The organism is Pueribacillus theae, from assembly GCF_003097615.1.
Classification (GTDB): domain Bacteria; phylum Bacillota; class Bacilli; order Bacillales; family UBA6769; genus Pueribacillus; species Pueribacillus theae.
Genome location: NZ_QCZG01000006.1, coordinates 92,977 through 108,920, shown reverse-complemented (window position 1 = coordinate 108,920; position 15,944 = coordinate 92,977). Strand labels below are relative to the sequence as shown.

Sequence of the window (15,944 nt, the reverse complement as noted above, 5' to 3'; positions counted from 1 at the left end):
CTTATTTACACAACTTTTTCCGCACCGTCTCCTTTCCTATTCAACGATTAGTGTTGCTGTCATGTCGCTGTGGCCTGTGCCACATATAATGCTGCAGAAGATTTTATATTCCCCAGGTTCAAGCGTCGTATGATAAGAACCGTCACCTTCAATGCTTACGTCAGTTCCTTCAATAATGATTCCATGAAACCCCTCTTTATTTTTCAAATGGATGGTCACGTCACCAGCCGGAACTTTGTATGTTTCTTGGTCAAACGTCCAATAACTTGCTTCTAACGTAACTGTTTCACCAGGGGGGCTTGCGTGGCTCTTGTTGACACTTGGATCATCAATGGATTCAAATTTTTCTTTGTCTGTGCATGCCACTAATAAAAAAATAAAAGCTAAACAAAGTGACATTTGCAGATTTTTAATCACAAGGTACGCCTCCCTTGAAATTCTTGACAAATGCTATTTTAAATCAAAAGGAGGGGTAGGTTATCGCCGAAAAATCACGGAACTGTGACTTTCACTGAAATGTCACAGTTTCACGAATCGGTTCGTGACTCGGAACTTAAATCTTAGGCATGCACCTTCTAATTTTTTAATCGGCTTTATGATTTTTGGGGCCCATCATTTGACGCGCCTTAACAACTGCCGCTAAGTCATCTTGAACAGCTTTTTTCGATAGTTTTACACCAGACATATAAGCTGCGCGGGCAATAATATGCCCGCCGATCGGAGCAGTAATAAAAAGAAATGCGATTCCCAATAACAGTCTTGAATTAAAATGGCCTTCGATGAGCCAAAAATAAAGGAACGTTGCCAATAAAAGATTTAAGACGCCCAGCGTTGCGCTTTTTGAAGCGGCATGAATCCTTGAATACACATTCGGAAAGCGTATCACACCGATCGCAGCAACAACGGTAAAAACAATTCCAATCGCAAGGAAAATAGTAATCATCACATTAATGATTGTTGTCGTCACGTTCAAAAATCTCCCCTCTCTCTATAAATTTAGAAAAAGCAACCGTTCCAATGAAAGATAAGATTCCTAAAAGAAGGATAATTTCAAGGAAAAACTGCGTTTTCATTACAACGGATAACAGGGCAATGATTGAAATTAAAGCGACACCCAACGCATCCAGCGCTACAACCCGGTCAGGTATCGTCGGCCCTTTAATGACTCTGTAAACAAACCCAACCATTGCTGCTGCTACTGCAATGAGAGCCCCCCAAAAAACATAGATCATGGTCTACTCACCTCAATAATCGCTTTCTCAAACGTCGTTTTAATCGAATGAATTGCTTCGTCTATATCACTGACATCAAGCGCGTGGATATATAACGTTTTTTGGTCGTGGGAAACGTCGATAACAAGCGTGCCAGGCGTCAGTGTAATCAAGCTGGAAAGCAGGGTAATCTCCCAGTCCTCTTTTAAATCCGTTTCTAAAGCAAAAATCGCTGGTTTAATTGTTAAGCGCGGACGGAGAACAAGCATAAGTACTTGAATGTTAGACAGCAATAATTCGCGCTGGAAAATGAAAAATAAAACAATGACTGCCCAAACACGTTCAAGATAAAAGCGTTCTTTAAAAAATCTTCGCATCATGAAAAGAAGGCCAAGGCCTAAAAGGTAGCCTATAATCAATGCGGTAAGTGAATAATTAACGGTCAAAAACATCCAGAGAAGCGCCAGAAAAAAGTTTAACAAGATTTGCTTAGGCAATGTCATCTACTCCTTTAACACCGCATCAATGTAGATGGATGGATTTTGAAGCACGTTCGCTGCATCGGAAACAAAAGGATAAAGCCATTCCGTTCCAATTCCGTACAAAATGGATAACCCTACAAGAACAATAGAAGGGATAAACATTTGCCGGTATGTTGAGCGCGGAATCTCATTGACTTTTACCGGCTCACCCCAGAATGCATAAATAAAAATCCGCATCACTGATAAAAGAACGAGAAGGCTCGTTACGAGGATAATGATGCTGCCCCATACATGATCATTTTCAAATCCTCCTTTAACGATGAGCAATTTGCCAGCAAATCCGCTTAATGGGGGAATGCCCGCTAGTCCAAATGCGGCGATTAAATAGAACCAGCCAAGGGCAGGCTTTGTTTTCATAAGGCCGCCCATTTTTCTTAAGTCTGTTGTTCCGAACAAAATGGCAATTAACCCAATCATAAAAAACAACGCCGCTTTAATGATCATGTCATGAAAGATGTAATACAGAGCCCCTTGCAGGCCGGATTCGTTTAACTGTGAAGCCCCAAATAAAATGACGCCAACCGCAATGATAACGTTGTAAATAATAATTTTTTTTACGTCAAAATAAGCAAGTGCCCCAATGCATCCGGCTAAAATCGTTGCAATCGACAGAAATGCAAGCAATTCATGGGTAAAGCCGATATCCATCGTAAAGAAAAGGGTGTATGTACGCATAATCGCGTAAACCCCTACTTTTGTTAACAGCGCGCCAAACAAAGCAAGAATTGCCGTCGGGGGAGCGGAATAAGAACTCGGCAGCCAAAAATAAAGCGGAAAGATGGCCCCTTTTAAACCGAATACGACTAAAAATAAGACAGCGACTGTCGTCAAAATCCCAACGTATTCAATTTGTGGAATTCTTACAGCCAAATCAGCCATGTTCAGTGTTCCTGTAATGGAATAAAGATAGGCGACAGCAATAACAAAAAATGCTGATGAAATGACGTTAACTAAAATGTATTTTATTGATTCCCTTAGTTGGACTTTCTCTCCTCCGATGACGATAAGGAGGTAGGAAGCCATAAGAAGCACTTCAAAGAAGACGAACAAGTTAAATAAATCCCCTGTTGTAAAAGAACCATTGACACCTGTCAGCAGAAAAAGGACACCTGAGTAATAATAAAATTTTTCCCTCGGTACTCCAATGGTTGGAAAACTGTAAAGCACAACAAATAATGTAACAACAGTTGTCGTTAACACGAGAAGTACGGACAGCAAATCAGATACCATCGTTATCCCGAATGGCGCTTGCCAATCTCCTAGAGTCATACTAAGCACCCCTTCATGATAGACGCGCACAAGCAGCCAAATGGTGCCGAGAATCGTCACAGTTAAGGCAACAATGGTTAAGGCCCTTTGGAGCTTCACCTTTTTAGGGATAAACATTAAAATAGCAGCGAACAGAAATGGAGCGATAACTGGGAAAAGAATCAGGTTATTCATTGTTGTCGTCTCCCTTCAGCATGTCCATATTATCTGTTCCAAGCTCCTGATACGCACGGTACGCAAGAACAAGAATAAACGCTGTCACTCCGAAACTAATCACAATCGCTGTTAAAATAAGCGCTTGAGGCAAAGGATCGGCGTAATCACCATTAGCGGCTCCATTTGTCAAAACAGGAGGAATTTTTCCTCCGAGCCCACCCATCGTAAGAATAAGCAAATGAGCGCCATGGCTAATCAATCCTGTGCCTATAATCACTCTCAACAAACTTTTCGTTAAAAAAAGGTAGGTGGCAGCCATAAATAGGAAGCCGATTACAAAAGCCATTATGATTTCCATTATTCATCCTCTCCAATCGTCTGAATAATGGTCATCGTAACGCCGACAACGACTAAATAGACACCAAGATCGAACAACGTCGCCGTATGCAGTGATGTTTTACCTAAAAGAGGCAAGTGAAAATAGTCAAAAAAGTGAGTGAAAAACGACTTATTGAAAAAGACAGCTGCCGATGCTGTTAAGATAGAGATAATGATGCCGGCTGCAGTGATTGTAATATAGTTGACCGGCAATATTTTTTTAACTGTTTTAATATCAAAGGCGAGCAACAGAAGCACAATTGCGCTTGAAGCTAAAAGCCCTCCAACGAATCCACCGCCCGGTGTATAGTGGCCTGCAAAAAAGATATGAATCGAAAAGAGAAAAATCATAAATGAGACGACTTTCGTCCCTGTCTTTAAGATGACATCATTTGTTTTCAAGCTTATTCTCCTTTCTGGACAAACGAAGTTTAATCATTCCATAAATCCCGATTCCGGCGATTGCCAAAACGGTAATCTCGAACAATGTATCAAAACCACGGTAGTCGACAAGGATCACGTTAACAATATTCCCGCCTCCGGCTTCAGTTTCGACCGTTTCCTTATAAAACTCCGAAATCGAAGGAAACGCTTTTTGCGCAAAGGAAGCTAAAGCGACCAATGTGACGGTCACACCGACACCAAATGCGATCAGAGCATTCCGCAATCTGAACCTCATCCGAACTTCATTTCGGCTTATCTCCGGCAAGTGGTAAAACGCAAGCAAAAAGAGCGCCACAGAAACCGTTTCAATAACGAGCTGGGTTAAAGCCAAATCCGGCGCTTTGAAAATAACGAATAATAGCGCCACGCTAAAGCCGACAGCCCCAAGGCTAATAATGGCAGTCAGCCTAGACCTCGCAAATAAAATCGCTGTTGTAGCGGCGATTAAAATAACAATAACGATAATCGTGTAAATGCTAATGGAAGACACACTTTCAAAATCAATGACAAAAGCATTTTTTAGAAGCAATGTCCCTGTAACAGCGGCAATGAGAAAAGTAAAAATGTAAATAAGATACGTACGGATATAGCCTGTCATATACCAATTGGAAAAACGGTTTGCCCCAGTTTCGCTCATATAACGCATCCCATCGTATAAAGAGTTAAGGGAATTTGGAACAAGATCGTATGCTTTCCGCCACTTCTCAAGAGTCCAGAATAACAAGCCGCCAAGCAGGAAAATGCCAACCGTCATAAAAAATTCCGTATTGAACCCATGCCATGCGGAAATCGTAATGTCGATGTCAGATGGGGTTTGATACAAAAACGGCTGAATGGCCGCGACAGCAGGTTTAATAAAAGCATTGCCGACAACATTTGGGATAAAGAAGATCATGATAACAAACAACCCTAAAATGCCAGCCGGCAAAAGCATGCCAAAAGGCGCTTCATGAGCTTGTTTAGGCAATTCTTCCGGCTTATGTTTACCTGCAAAAGTATGGAAAAGAAAGTAAAAACTGTAAACAAAAGTGAATACGCTTGCAACCCAAGCAAAAACAATGAATAAACTTCCCAATCCATCGAACGAAAAAAGATTGAAATCACTTAAAGCCAGTATGGCCGTTAGAAACATTTCCTTACTCAAAAACCCATTAAATGGCGGCAGCCCGGCCATTGAAAAAGAGCCAATCAGCGCAATCGTAAAGCTTACCGGCATAATGCTCATTAATCCGCCAAGCTTACGGATGTCCCGTGTGCCTGTTTCATGGTCAACAATTCCTGCAATCATAAATAAGCTGCCTTTAAACGTTGCATGGTTAATGAGATGGAAAATGGCCGCAAAAGCTGCAAATTTGAAAACGGAATTTGCCGCATTGTCAACGTGGTAGGCAATCGAACCTGCTCCTAAAAGCGACATAATGAGACCCAATTGAGAGACGGTTGAAAAAGCCAAGATCGCTTTCAAATCTTTTTGTTTCGCCGCAAATAGCGACCCCCAGAATAAAGTAAATAAGCCGATGCCCGTAACAAGCCAAATCCACGTACTAGAAACGGCGAAAATTGGAGTTAGCCTTGCGACCAAATATAGCCCAGCTTTTACCATCGTGGCTGAGTGCAAATAAGCACTAACAGGCGTCGGGGCTTCCATTGCATCCGGCAGCCAAATATAAAACGGAAATTGAGCAGACTTTGTAAAAGCACCGAACAACACGAGAACGAGAGCCAAAATAAATAGAGGATTTGATGCAAGTTCAGGGGTTTGTCCGATTAATTCCCTGATGGAAAACGTATGGCCCATAATTCCTAAAAGAATAAATCCACCGAGCATTAAAAGACCGCCAAAGACGGTAATCAGCATTGATTTCAACGCACCGAAACGCGAACGATCCCGTGTAAACCAATAGCCAATCAATAAGAATGATGAAATCGAAGTAAGTTCCCAAAACAAGTAAAGAGCAATTAAATTTTCAGATTGGACAACACCAAGCATTGCAGTCATGAACATAAGCAGAAATACGTAAAAATTATGTAATGACTCACGGTTTTTATCTAAATAATAAATAGAATAAAGCACGACTAATGAGCCGATCCCGGTAATTAAAAGAGAGAAGAGAAGGCTGAGCCCATCAATATACGAAATAAAATTAATCCCAAGAGAAGGAATCCATTGAAGCTCGGAAACGATGAACTCCCCTTTCATCGTTACTGGAACAAAAGAAGCATACACAATAAACAATGCCAATGGAATGGCCAACACAAACCATCCAGTATGCATATTTTTGATTTTTTTAAAGAGAAAAGGTACAAGAATTGCTGCCAACATTGGCACAAAGATTAAAAATACAGGTGACAAAATAATCCCCCTTCGATCTGGTTATTTTTTGGAAAAAGGTGGAAAACCCTAAAAAAGACAAAAGGAGCCTGTCAGTGACAGACTCCTCCTAAGTAAAACAGTATGTAATTTTAAACTCATTAAGATAGGGAAAAGATAACATTGTTTTTTCGTTTAGTCAACCTATAATTTCTTTATTATACTTAAGGAAAACAAAACTTTTGCAACAAATCAACGGAGGGAATGAGACTCTTGGTACATAAAATTAAAATAAAAAGAATCTATGGCGATGCTGCTGAGGATGATGGATACCGTGTGTTGGTTGATCGAATATGGCCGCGCGGTCTCTCTAAAGAAAAGGCAAATCTCGATGCTTGGATGAAAGAAATTGCTCCAAGCCATGAATTAAGGAAATGGTTTTCTCACGAGCCAAAAAAGTTCCCCGAATTCAGCCAACGTTACAAAGCAGAACTTGCAAAAAATGAAGAACAGCGAAGAAGTTTAATTGAACTTAAAGAAAGATTAGAAGAACAAAACGTTACTTTGTTATATGCTGCAAAGGATGAAGCGCATAATCAAGCCGTAGTTTTGAAAGAAATCATCGATGAGATGTAAAATAAAGCGTGGCTTTATGAGTGTTGTATCCTTTCCGATTTCTTCCCGAAACACCCTAAAAACGTATAAATCTCCTCTGTTTTTCATTCTTCCGGTAAAAACAAGTAACAGAGTTTCCATTTTTTAACCCTTTTTATGATTGAAATTTTGCTGTTTAAACAGAAGGTATAAGGGTATATAATACTCAAATTCAGGCTCGAAAAAAGTATAAGAAATTTATAAATATACTATTGATTTTATTTTTATACAGTCTATAATAAAAGATATTAAGAAAAATGAAGGGCGTGGATGAATAAATGAAAGCAGCAATTATCGGAGTCACCGGTTATGGGGGAGCGGAATTAGTACGAATCTTACACCAGCATCCGGAAGTTTCCATTCATTCCTTTCATTCTTCGAGCCAACAAGGGAATCGGGTCATTGAAAGTTATCCTCATCTGCAAAGCATTACAGCTCAAGTTCTTGAAGATATTCATATAGAGAAGATCGGAAACGAAGCTGATTTCGTTTTTCTAGCGACACCTTCAGGCGTAGCTGCAAATCTCGTGCCGCAATTGATGAATCAGAATGTAAAAGTGATCGACTTGTCCGGTGATTTCCGGATTAAAAATCGTGAAGTGTATAAAAAATGGTATAAAAAAGAAGCGGCTGAAGAGCACTGGCTGAACGAAGCGGTATATGGCCTGACAGAATGGCTTGACACAGATTTGAAGGAAGCAAAGCTCATTTCCAATCCAGGGTGTTATCCGACGGCAACCCTTCTAGGGCTGGCTCCGTTGGTTAAAAACAAATTAATTGACGAAAAGTCGATTATTATTGATGCCAAATCAGGTGTTAGTGGTGCGGGCAGGAATGTATCGCCGGTTACCCATTTTTCCGAAACAAATGAAAACCTTAAAATTTATAAAGTAAATGAACACCAGCATATTCCAGAAATCGAACAAGTGCTTTCCGGTTGGAACCCCGGTGTTCGGGCAGTTACTTTCAGCACTCACCTGATTCCAATGACACGCGGCATCATGGCAACGATCTATGCTTCGGCTTCCATAGATACGAATATTGATCAGCTTTTTGATTTATATCGTGAAACTTATGAAGGCTGTTATTTTATAAGGATAAGAGAAAAAGGGACATTTCCAAGTACAAAGGAAGTTTATGGTTCGAATTTTTGCGATATCTCGCTTGCCTACGATGAACGCACAAACAGAATTATGGTCGTTTCTGTGATTGATAATCTTATGAAAGGCGCAGCAGGCCAGGCTGTTCAAAACATGAACATGATGCTCGGATTAGACGAAAAAACGGGGTTGGACTTCGTTCCAGTTTATCCGTAGTTAATCGATCCGAAGGGAGAATTTATAGTGCTAACGATTCATAAAGAAATTACGAAGATAGAAAAAGGGACCATTGTAACACCGGCCGGTTTTAAAGCGGCAGGGATTCATACAGGGGTCAAAAGAAAACGAAATGATTTAGGCGTTATTTATTGTGAATCGCCTGCAAGCGCCGCAGCGGTTTATACATTAAATGTTATTCAGGCTGCTCCTTTGAAAGTAACGAAAGAAAGCATTGCAGAGGAGGGCAAAATTCAAGCGGTTATCGTCAATAGTGGAAATGCGAATGCCTGTACAGGCAAACAGGGTGAGAACGACGCCTATTTGATGAGAAGAGCAACTGCTGAGCAATTTTCCCTTCCTGAGCATTATGTTGCTGTTGCGTCCACGGGTATTATCGGCCTGGATATGCCAATGGAAAAAATTATTCCTGGGATAAAAAAATTAAATCCCGAAGCAACTGAAAAAAGCGCGAATCAATTTAACGAATCAATTCTTACGACTGATCTTGTCATAAAATCAACATGCTACCAGACAACGATTAACGGAAAAACAGTGACAATGGCCGGTTCAGCCAAAGGTTCAGGCATGATCGAACCAAACATGGCAACGATGCTTGCATTTATTACGACAGACGCAGCAATTGAACCTGATATGCTTCAAGTTGCACTTAAGGAAGTGACAGACAAAACGTTTAATTGCATTACAATCGACGGGGATACATCTACGAATGATATGGTACTCGTCATGTCCAGTGGGAAAGCAGCGAATGAAGCGTTAACACCTGAACATGAAGAATGGGATGTATTCGTTGAGTTGCTGAAACAAACATGCGAAGATCTTGCGAAAATGATTGCGCGTGACGGCGAAGGCGCAACTAAGTTAATTGAAGTCGAAGTAAATGGCGCTTATGACGACAGCCAAGCTGTAAAAGTGGCGAAGACGGTTGTTGGTTCATCACTTGTGAAAACAGCCGTGTATGGCGCAGATGCAAACTGGGGCCGGATTATCGCTGCCATCGGGTATAGCGGAGCAGTCGTTGATGCAGAGACAATCGACACTTCAATCGGGCATATCCAGTTGTTAAAAGACAGCCAACCGCTTTCTTATTCCGAAGAAGAAGCAACAGAATATTTGAAAAATGAAACGATAAAAATTTCAATTGACTTAAACGTTGGCAATGGTTCAGGGAAAGCCTGGGGCTGTGATTTAACGTATGATTACGTGAGAATTAATGCAAGCTATCGCTCATAGCATGTGTGATTGAACAAAGACGCTGACGCGTCCTTGTTCGGAGTTCAGGTGTCAGAGGCCGGATTAGTTTAAATTTGCGAAAGAGCAAATTTATACTTTCTTATCTTTTCAGAAAAAACGCTAATGTGTTCTTTCTGAAAATTAGAAGCGAGAGGTTAGATTTGATTAAATTTTATACGCTTATCTATTCACAATGGAGGAGAATCTCCTTTTTGAATCAGTATTTTCTATTAATCTATTAGTTCTTTCTTATATGGAGGTTTTTACGGTGAGTGACATTATCGTACTGAAATGCGGGGGCAGTACAATTGACGAATTGTCAGATCAATTTTTTGCCAACATTCGTTCATTAAAGCAATCCGGGTTAAAACCGATCATCGTTCACGGTGGCGGACCGGCAATTAAACAAATGCTTGGAAAACTTCAAATCGAATCAGAATTTGTGAATGGTCTTCGCAAAACGACTGAGCCGGTAATGGACGTTGTTGAAATGGTGCTTACAGGGACGGTGAATAATGCGCTAATACGGAAACTTAATGAAGCAGGCATTCAGTCAGTTGGGCTTTCTGGCTCTGATTATCAGCTTTTAACCGCAAAGCCTAAAGATTTTGAACAGTATGGCTATGTCGGAGAAATTACAGATGTGAATGCTGAATTTTTAACACAGCTGCTTGAAAATGGCATTGTTCCAGTGATTGCGCCCATTGCAATTGGTGTAGATAACACCACCCGTTACAACATTAATGCGGATACAGCGGCAGGAGCAATTGCTAAGGCCATGTCAGCAAAACAACTGATTTTTGTAACAGACGTTCCCGGCATTATGAAAAAAAATAAATTGATCGAATCGGTAACGGAACAGGAGATTACAAAATTAATTTCCACTGGAACGATTTACGGTGGCATGCTGCCAAAAGTTCAGGCTGCGATTGAAAGTTTAAGTGAGGATTTGCAAGAGGCTATGATTGTAGACGGAAAGCATTCAGAGATTACGCCTGATGCGAAATTAGTCGGAACAGTGATTAAGAAGTCAGTGGAGGTTGTACAATGACAGCAGTATTTCCAACGTATAAGCGTTTTGAACTCTCAGTGTCACAAGCCTCCGGAACGATGGTAGAAGACGTAAACGGAAAAACATATCTTGATTTTGGATCGGGCATAGGGGTTTGCAGTCTTGGGCACAGGCACCCAAAGGTACAGGAAGCGATTGAGGAGCAACTCCAAAAATACTGGCATGTATCGAATCTCTATCATATTCCGATACAAGAGGACGTCGCTCAATTGCTTGTAGACAACTGTTCGGGAGACTATGTCTTTTTTTGCAATAGCGGGGCAGAAGCAAACGAAGCTGCCATTAAGCTGGCACGCAAAGTGACAGGAAAAACAAAAATTATCACATTTCGCCAATCATTCCATGGGCGGACATTTGCGACGATGTCAGCAACAGGACAAGAGAAAATCCAAATAGGATTCGGCCCGATGCTGGAGACGTTCGAATATGTACCTTTTAATGATATTGAAGCAGTTAAACACGCAATCGATGATCAAACTGGAGCCGTTATGCTTGAAATGGTTCAAGGGGAAGGAGGCATCATCCCCGCAGATGCAACCTTCGTAAATGAACTTAAAAAAATATGCAACGAAAAAAATATTCTTCTTATTGTGGATGAAATCCAAACAGGCATCGGCCGAACTGGAAAGGCATTTGCCCACCAGCATTACGGGATTAATCCGGATATTATTACAGCTGCAAAGGGATTGGGCAGCGGCCTTCCTGTAGGAGCAATGATTGCGAAGAAAGAGTTTGCTGAAGCGTTTGGACCGGGCAGCCACGGTTCTACGTTTGGCGGCAATCCAGTTGCAATGGCTGCAGCAAAAGCAGTATTAAATATTGTATTTAAAAATGAATTCTTGTCGGAAGTTGAACAAAAGGGCGAATATCTATTTAAACAATTGGAAGAGAAAATTAGCAAACTGCCATTTGTAGAGAAGATAAGAGGCAAAGGGCTTATGATTGGTATCGTATGCAAAGGCGACGTTTCCCCAATGATTCCCCTTCTCATTCAAAAAGGCTTGCTCGTCTTAAATGCAGGCCCTCATGTCATTCGTTTGCTTCCGCCTTTAACAGTAACAAAAAGTGAAATTGACAAAGCAGTTAATCTCATACAAGAAGTGCTTGCAGATTTTAAATAAAGTAAATTTAGGCAAAAGTCTATCGAACTGACTAGACGGTAGCCCCGTGATAAAACCACTATTTATAGATTGGAGTGGAAAAATAGGATGCCTAGAAAGAAAGAGATAAAAAAAGTTTTAGTAATCGGTTCGGGTCCAATTATCATTGGGCAAGCCGCTGAATTTGACTATGCAGGTACACAAGCCTGCCTCGCTTTGAAAGAGGAAGGCTGTGAAGTCGTTTTGATCAACAACAATCCTGCAACCATTATGACAGATGAAGATTTTGCCGATACGGTGTACTTTGAACCATTGACCGTTGAATGTGTCGAAGCGATTATCAAAAAAGAAAAGCCCGATGGTTTGCTCCACACAGTAGGAGGGCAAACAGGACTTAATCTTGCACTTGAGCTGCATCGTAAAGGCATATTGCAAAAATACAATGTCACAGTATTAGGAACGCAAATTGATTCAATTATAAAAGGAGAGGATCGTGAAGAATTCAGAGCATTAATGCATAAACTTCTCGAACCGGTCCCAGAAAGTGAAATTGTTACGAGTCTAGTAGAAGCTTTCCAATTTGCTGAAAAAGTAGGCTATCCAATTATTGTAAGGCCGGCTTATACGCTTGGCGGTTCAGGCGGCGGAATTGCGGAGTGTAAGGAAGAGCTCGAAACGTATGTAAAACGCGGCTTAAAAGCAAGTCCCATTCATCAATGCTTAATTGAAAAAAGTATTGCGGGTTTTAAAGAAATTGAATATGAAGTCGTACGTGATGCAAACGACACATGCATTGCCGTCTGTGACATGGAGAATATTGACCCGGTTGGCATCCATACGGGAGATTCGCTCGTTGTCGCCCCATCCCAGACATTATCCGATGAAGACAGTTCGATGCTTCGTTCAGCAGCCATTAAGATTGTCCGTTCTCTCGGCATTGTAGGCGGATGTAATGTCCAGTTTGCTCTCCACCCGTCCGGTAAACACTATTTCGTTATCGAAGTAAACCCGCGGGTAAGCCGCTCCAGTGCATTAGCATCGAAAGCGACCGGTTACCCAATCGCACGTGTCGCAGCAAAGGTAAGCCTCGGTTATCACTTGCATGAATTGGGTACATACGCACACGTTGAGCCAGAGCTTGACTATACCGTCGTAAAAATTCCACGGTGGCCATTCGATAAATTTACAAATGCCGATCGCAAACTAGGTACACAAATGAAGGCGACAGGTGAAGTGATGGCGATTGAGCGTAATTTGGAAAGTGCGTTACAAAAAGCTGTCCGCTCCTTAGAAGTCGATTCCGACGGCTTGTCGCTTATCGAACTGAAATCTTTTACTACAGAAAAGCTATGGGAACTTGTGAAGGCTTCAGATGACCGCCGCTTCTTTGCTCTTTTTGAACTTTTAAGACGTGGCGAATCCGTTCATTCACTCCATGAACAAACGAAGATCACTACGTTCTTTTTAGAAAGCATGCAAAATTTAGTAAGCCTTGAGCAACTGGCAAGAAAAACAAATTTTGAAAATGTAACGAAGGACGAATTGGCAAACTTTAAGGAAAACGGATTTTCCGATGAATGGCTTGGAAAAATTTGGGGCATTCCACCTCTTGCAGTAAGGGAAAAAAGAAAACACCTCGGCATTACACCGGTATATAAAATGATTGACACATGTCCAAGCGAGCAATCAAAACGAGCCTATTATTATTCAACTTGGAACAGCACGCATGATTTAGCAACGGATGATCGAAAAAAGGTTCTCATTATCGGCTCAGGCCCGATCCGAATTGGGCAAGGGATTGAATTCGATTACTGTTCAGTTCATGGCGTACTCGCCCTTCAAAAATGCGGCTATGAAACAATATTAATTAATAATAACCCTGAAACAGTAAGTACTGATTATGAAATTGCTGATCGCCTCTATTTTGAACCATTGTCAGTCGAAGATGTCCTCAATGTAATTGAGTTTGAAAACATCGACGGAGTCATCGTCCAGTTCGGGGGCCAAACAGCGATTTCACTTGTAAAAGGGTTAGAAGAAGCTGGAGTTACTTTATTAGGTTCTACTTTGGATGTGATTGATAAATTAGAAGACCGTGATCGCTTTTATCAATTCATGCAGACATTGAATCTTCCACATATCCCTGGTTTAACAGCTGTGAATAAGGTGGAATTGATAGAGAAGGCGAAAGAAATTGGCTATCCGGTTTTGCTTCGTCCATCCTATGTGATTGGCGGGAAAGGCATGCTCGTTCTTACGTCTGAAGATGAGCTTGAAGCGTATAGCGATAATTTTGAGGAATCATACCTTTTTCCCATTTTAATTGATGCCTATTATCCTGGGAAAGAAGTTGAGGTTGATGTCGTAACAGATGGCAAGAATGTAATCATTCCTGCAATCTTTGAACATATCGAGAAGGCTGGCGTTCATTCCGGCGATAGCATGGCTGTTACACCTCCGGTTTCTTTGTCGGCAACTATGAAACAACAGATTGCAAAATACGCTGAACGTATAGCAAAAGGGATTGATTTTAAAGGTGTTTTTAATATCCAATTTGTCATACACGATGAAACGCTGTATGTCCTCGAAGTGAACCCAAGAGCTTCACGTACAGTGCCAATCATTAGCAAAGTGACAGGCGTTAATATGATTGAGCTTGCGGCTCAAGTATTAATCGGAAAATCTTTGGGTGAGTTGTCTTCTACGCTCGGCCTTTTGCCTGAAAACGATTTTTATACGATAAAAGCTCCCGTCTTTTCAACGATGAAGCTTCCGGGCGTTGACCCAAAATTGGTGCCTGAAATGAAATCAACTGGCGAACTCATTGCAATTTCCAAAACGCTTGAAGATGGGTATCGAAAAGCGTTCTTATGGAACGAATCGTTATCATCTTCTTTTTCCGAAGGTGAAAAAGAAATCTATATTGAAGGCGATTTTCCGAATTTGGAATTTTTCCAATCGCAATTGGAACCACTCGGATTGAAAGTAAGAACAGAAACAGAATTTGACAAAGGCACATTTATAGAATGGTTAAAAACGGATAAACCATTTGCGATGATCAGCAGCTCTTCAGATAGCCAAAAACGAGAACTCGCGTTACAGTATGGCCTATTCGTCATGTCCACGGTGGAAACCGCTCATGTTTTTGCTATGATGGCACAAGATAAACAACAAGTACATGCGATCCAACAATGGAAGAAAACGGTTCAGAAGGAAGTGGTTGTATGACGAATTCAGTTGTAAATAAAGATTTGAAAATAACGCTAAAAGGAAAAGATTTTCTTACACTTGCCGATTTTTCAAAAGAAGAATTAATGTACTTCATTGAACTGGCAATCGAGTTAAAAGAAAAGCAAAAACGAGGAATCCCTCACAAGCTGCTGGAAGGAAAAACACTGGCTATGATTTTTGAAAAATCTTCGACGAGGACACGAGTATCTTTCGAATCTGGGATGTTCCAGCTCGGCGGCCATGCCATGTTTCTTAGCAAAAATGATTTGCAAATGGGCAGAGGAGAAACGATTTCCGATACGGCAAAAGTGTTATCAAGATATGTTGATGGCATCATGATCCGTACGTTTGGGCATCACATCGTTCAAGAGCTTGCAGACAATGCTTCGGTTCCAATTATTAACGGGTTAACGGATGACTATCACCCATGCCAAGTATTGGCGGATCTCGTAACCATTTATGAGAAAAAAGGCAGCTTTGAAGGCAAGAAGCTCGCATATATTGGAGACGGCAACAATATGGCTCATTCACTTTTAATTGGATGTGCCATTATGGGAATAGACTGCACTGTAGCCGTTCCTGAAAACTATGAAGTAAAAGCGGACATTTTACAAAAGGCACAGGAGAGGGCTAAGGATACCGGAGCGGTAATCAAGCAAGTATATGAGCCTGTGTTAGCAGTGGAAAATGCAGACATCATTTACACAGATGTTTGGACGAGTATGGGATGGGAAGATGAAATGCAAGATCGGCTGAAAGCTTTTGCTAAATTTCAAGTGAATGAAGAACTTGTAAAACATGCAAAAGACGACTATCTTTTCTTCCACTGCCTCCCCGCGCACCGTGGGGAAGAAGTAACAGCCGGAATTATCGATGGACCAAATTCCGTTGTCTTCGACGAAGCGGAAAATAGGCTCCATGCCCAAAAAGCAATTCTCGCATCACTTATGTAAATAGAAAATTTACAGAAAACTGTTGATTTTTATAGTCAACAGTTTTTTTGCTG

General features: G+C 41.1%; 15 protein-coding genes. 7 read left to right on the top strand and 8 right to left on the bottom strand.

Annotated features, from left to right (window positions below; translation table 11 throughout):
* Positions 1–36: 36 nt before the first annotated feature.
* From DCC39_RS04800 to DCC39_RS04765, 8 genes are all read right to left on the bottom strand, one after another.
* Complete coding sequence (locus tag DCC39_RS04800) at positions 37–417, bottom strand: cupredoxin domain-containing protein (RefSeq protein WP_240613536.1); 381 nt, start codon at positions 415–417, stop codon at positions 37–39.
* A gap of 166 nt (positions 418–583) precedes the next feature.
* Entirely contained in the window at positions 584–943 is a 360-nt protein-coding gene (gene mnhG, locus DCC39_RS04795; RefSeq protein WP_116553756.1) for a monovalent cation/H(+) antiporter subunit G, read from the bottom strand.
* A 4-nt stretch (positions 944–947) separates the two neighbouring features.
* Complete coding sequence (locus DCC39_RS04790; protein ID WP_116553746.1) at positions 948–1,232, bottom strand: Na(+)/H(+) antiporter subunit F1; 285 nt, start codon at positions 1,230–1,232, stop codon at positions 948–950.
* Complete coding sequence (locus DCC39_RS04785; RefSeq protein WP_116553745.1) at positions 1,229–1,708, bottom strand: Na+/H+ antiporter subunit E; 480 nt, start codon at positions 1,706–1,708, stop codon at positions 1,229–1,231. The genes DCC39_RS04790 and DCC39_RS04785 overlap by 4 nt, the downstream gene beginning before the upstream one ends.
* A 6-nt stretch (positions 1,709–1,714) precedes the next feature.
* Positions 1,715–3,196 (bottom strand): Na+/H+ antiporter subunit D, encoded by a 1,482-nt coding sequence (locus DCC39_RS04780; RefSeq protein ID WP_116553744.1) that lies wholly within the window; start codon positions 3,194–3,196, stop codon positions 1,715–1,717.
* Entirely contained in the window at positions 3,189–3,536 is a 348-nt protein-coding gene (locus DCC39_RS04775; RefSeq protein WP_116553743.1) for a Na(+)/H(+) antiporter subunit C, read from the bottom strand. The genes DCC39_RS04780 and DCC39_RS04775 overlap by 8 nt, the downstream gene beginning before the upstream one ends.
* Positions 3,536–3,958, bottom strand: coding sequence for a Na(+)/H(+) antiporter subunit B (locus DCC39_RS04770; RefSeq protein ID WP_116553742.1), 423 nt, complete (start codon positions 3,956–3,958; stop codon positions 3,536–3,538). The genes DCC39_RS04775 and DCC39_RS04770 overlap by 1 nt, the downstream gene beginning before the upstream one ends.
* Positions 3,945–6,353: a Na+/H+ antiporter subunit A gene (locus DCC39_RS04765; protein ID WP_116553741.1), complete on the bottom strand. Its 2,409-nt coding sequence runs from the start codon at positions 6,351–6,353 to the stop codon at positions 3,945–3,947. The genes DCC39_RS04770 and DCC39_RS04765 overlap by 14 nt, the downstream gene beginning before the upstream one ends.
* A gap of 231 nt (positions 6,354–6,584) precedes the next feature.
* Here DCC39_RS04765 and DCC39_RS04760 point away from each other — a divergent pair, with 231 nt between their 5' ends.
* The 7 genes from DCC39_RS04760 to argF all read left to right on the top strand — a co-directional run bounded on the left by DCC39_RS04760 (position 6,585) and on the right by argF (position 15,891).
* A complete protein-coding gene (locus DCC39_RS04760; RefSeq protein ID WP_240613534.1) occupies positions 6,585–6,947 on the top strand; it encodes a DUF488 domain-containing protein in 363 nt (120 codons plus the stop codon).
* 296 nt (positions 6,948–7,243) lie between these two features.
* Positions 7,244–8,281, top strand: a complete 1,038-nt coding sequence (gene argC, locus DCC39_RS04755; RefSeq protein WP_116553740.1) for an N-acetyl-gamma-glutamyl-phosphate reductase — start codon at positions 7,244–7,246, stop codon at positions 8,279–8,281.
* Between the two features lie 24 nt (positions 8,282–8,305).
* Complete coding sequence (gene argJ, locus DCC39_RS04750; protein WP_116553739.1) at positions 8,306–9,535, top strand: bifunctional ornithine acetyltransferase/N-acetylglutamate synthase; 1,230 nt, start codon at positions 8,306–8,308, stop codon at positions 9,533–9,535.
* 268 nt (positions 9,536–9,803) lie between these two features.
* A complete protein-coding gene (gene argB, locus DCC39_RS04745) occupies positions 9,804–10,586 on the top strand; it encodes an acetylglutamate kinase (protein WP_116553738.1) in 783 nt (260 codons plus the stop codon).
* Positions 10,583–11,728, top strand: coding sequence for an acetylornithine transaminase (locus DCC39_RS04740; protein ID WP_116553737.1), 1,146 nt, complete (start codon positions 10,583–10,585; stop codon positions 11,726–11,728). Before argB ends, DCC39_RS04740 begins: the two co-directional genes overlap by 4 nt.
* Before the next feature lie 87 nt (positions 11,729–11,815).
* Complete coding sequence (locus tag DCC39_RS04735) at positions 11,816–14,935, top strand: carbamoyl phosphate synthase large subunit (RefSeq protein ID WP_116553736.1); 3,120 nt, start codon at positions 11,816–11,818, stop codon at positions 14,933–14,935.
* Complete coding sequence (gene argF / locus DCC39_RS04730) at positions 14,932–15,891, top strand: ornithine carbamoyltransferase (protein WP_116553735.1); 960 nt, start codon at positions 14,932–14,934, stop codon at positions 15,889–15,891. Before DCC39_RS04735 ends, argF begins: the two co-directional genes overlap by 4 nt.
* The last annotated feature ends 53 nt before the right edge of the window (positions 15,892–15,944 follow it).

Bases quoted from the DNA above. Each gene is read 5' to 3' on its own strand.
- DCC39_RS04790 (WP_116553746.1), bottom strand. From the start codon at position 1,232: ATGATCTATGTTTTTTGGGGGGCTCTCATTGCAGTAGCAGCAGCAATG.
- DCC39_RS04780 (WP_116553744.1), bottom strand. From the start codon at position 3,196: ATGAATAACCTGATTCTTTTCCCAGTTATCGCTCCATTTCTGTTCGCT.
- DCC39_RS04775 (WP_116553743.1), bottom strand. From the start codon at position 3,536: ATGGAAATCATAATGGCTTTTGTAATCGGCTTCCTATTTATGGCTGCC.
- DCC39_RS04740 (WP_116553737.1), top strand. From the start codon at position 10,583: ATGACAGCAGTATTTCCAACGTATAAGCGTTTTGAACTCTCAGTGTCA.
- argC (WP_116553740.1), top strand. From the start codon at position 7,244: ATGAAAGCAGCAATTATCGGAGTCACCGGTTATGGGGGAGCGGAATTA.
- argF (WP_116553735.1), top strand. From the start codon at position 14,932: ATGACGAATTCAGTTGTAAATAAAGATTTGAAAATAACGCTAAAAGGA.
- DCC39_RS04735 (WP_116553736.1), top strand. From the start codon at position 11,816: ATGCCTAGAAAGAAAGAGATAAAAAAAGTTTTAGTAATCGGTTCGGGT.
- mnhG (WP_116553756.1), bottom strand. From the start codon at position 943: ATGATTACTATTTTCCTTGCGATTGGAATTGTTTTTACCGTTGTTGCT.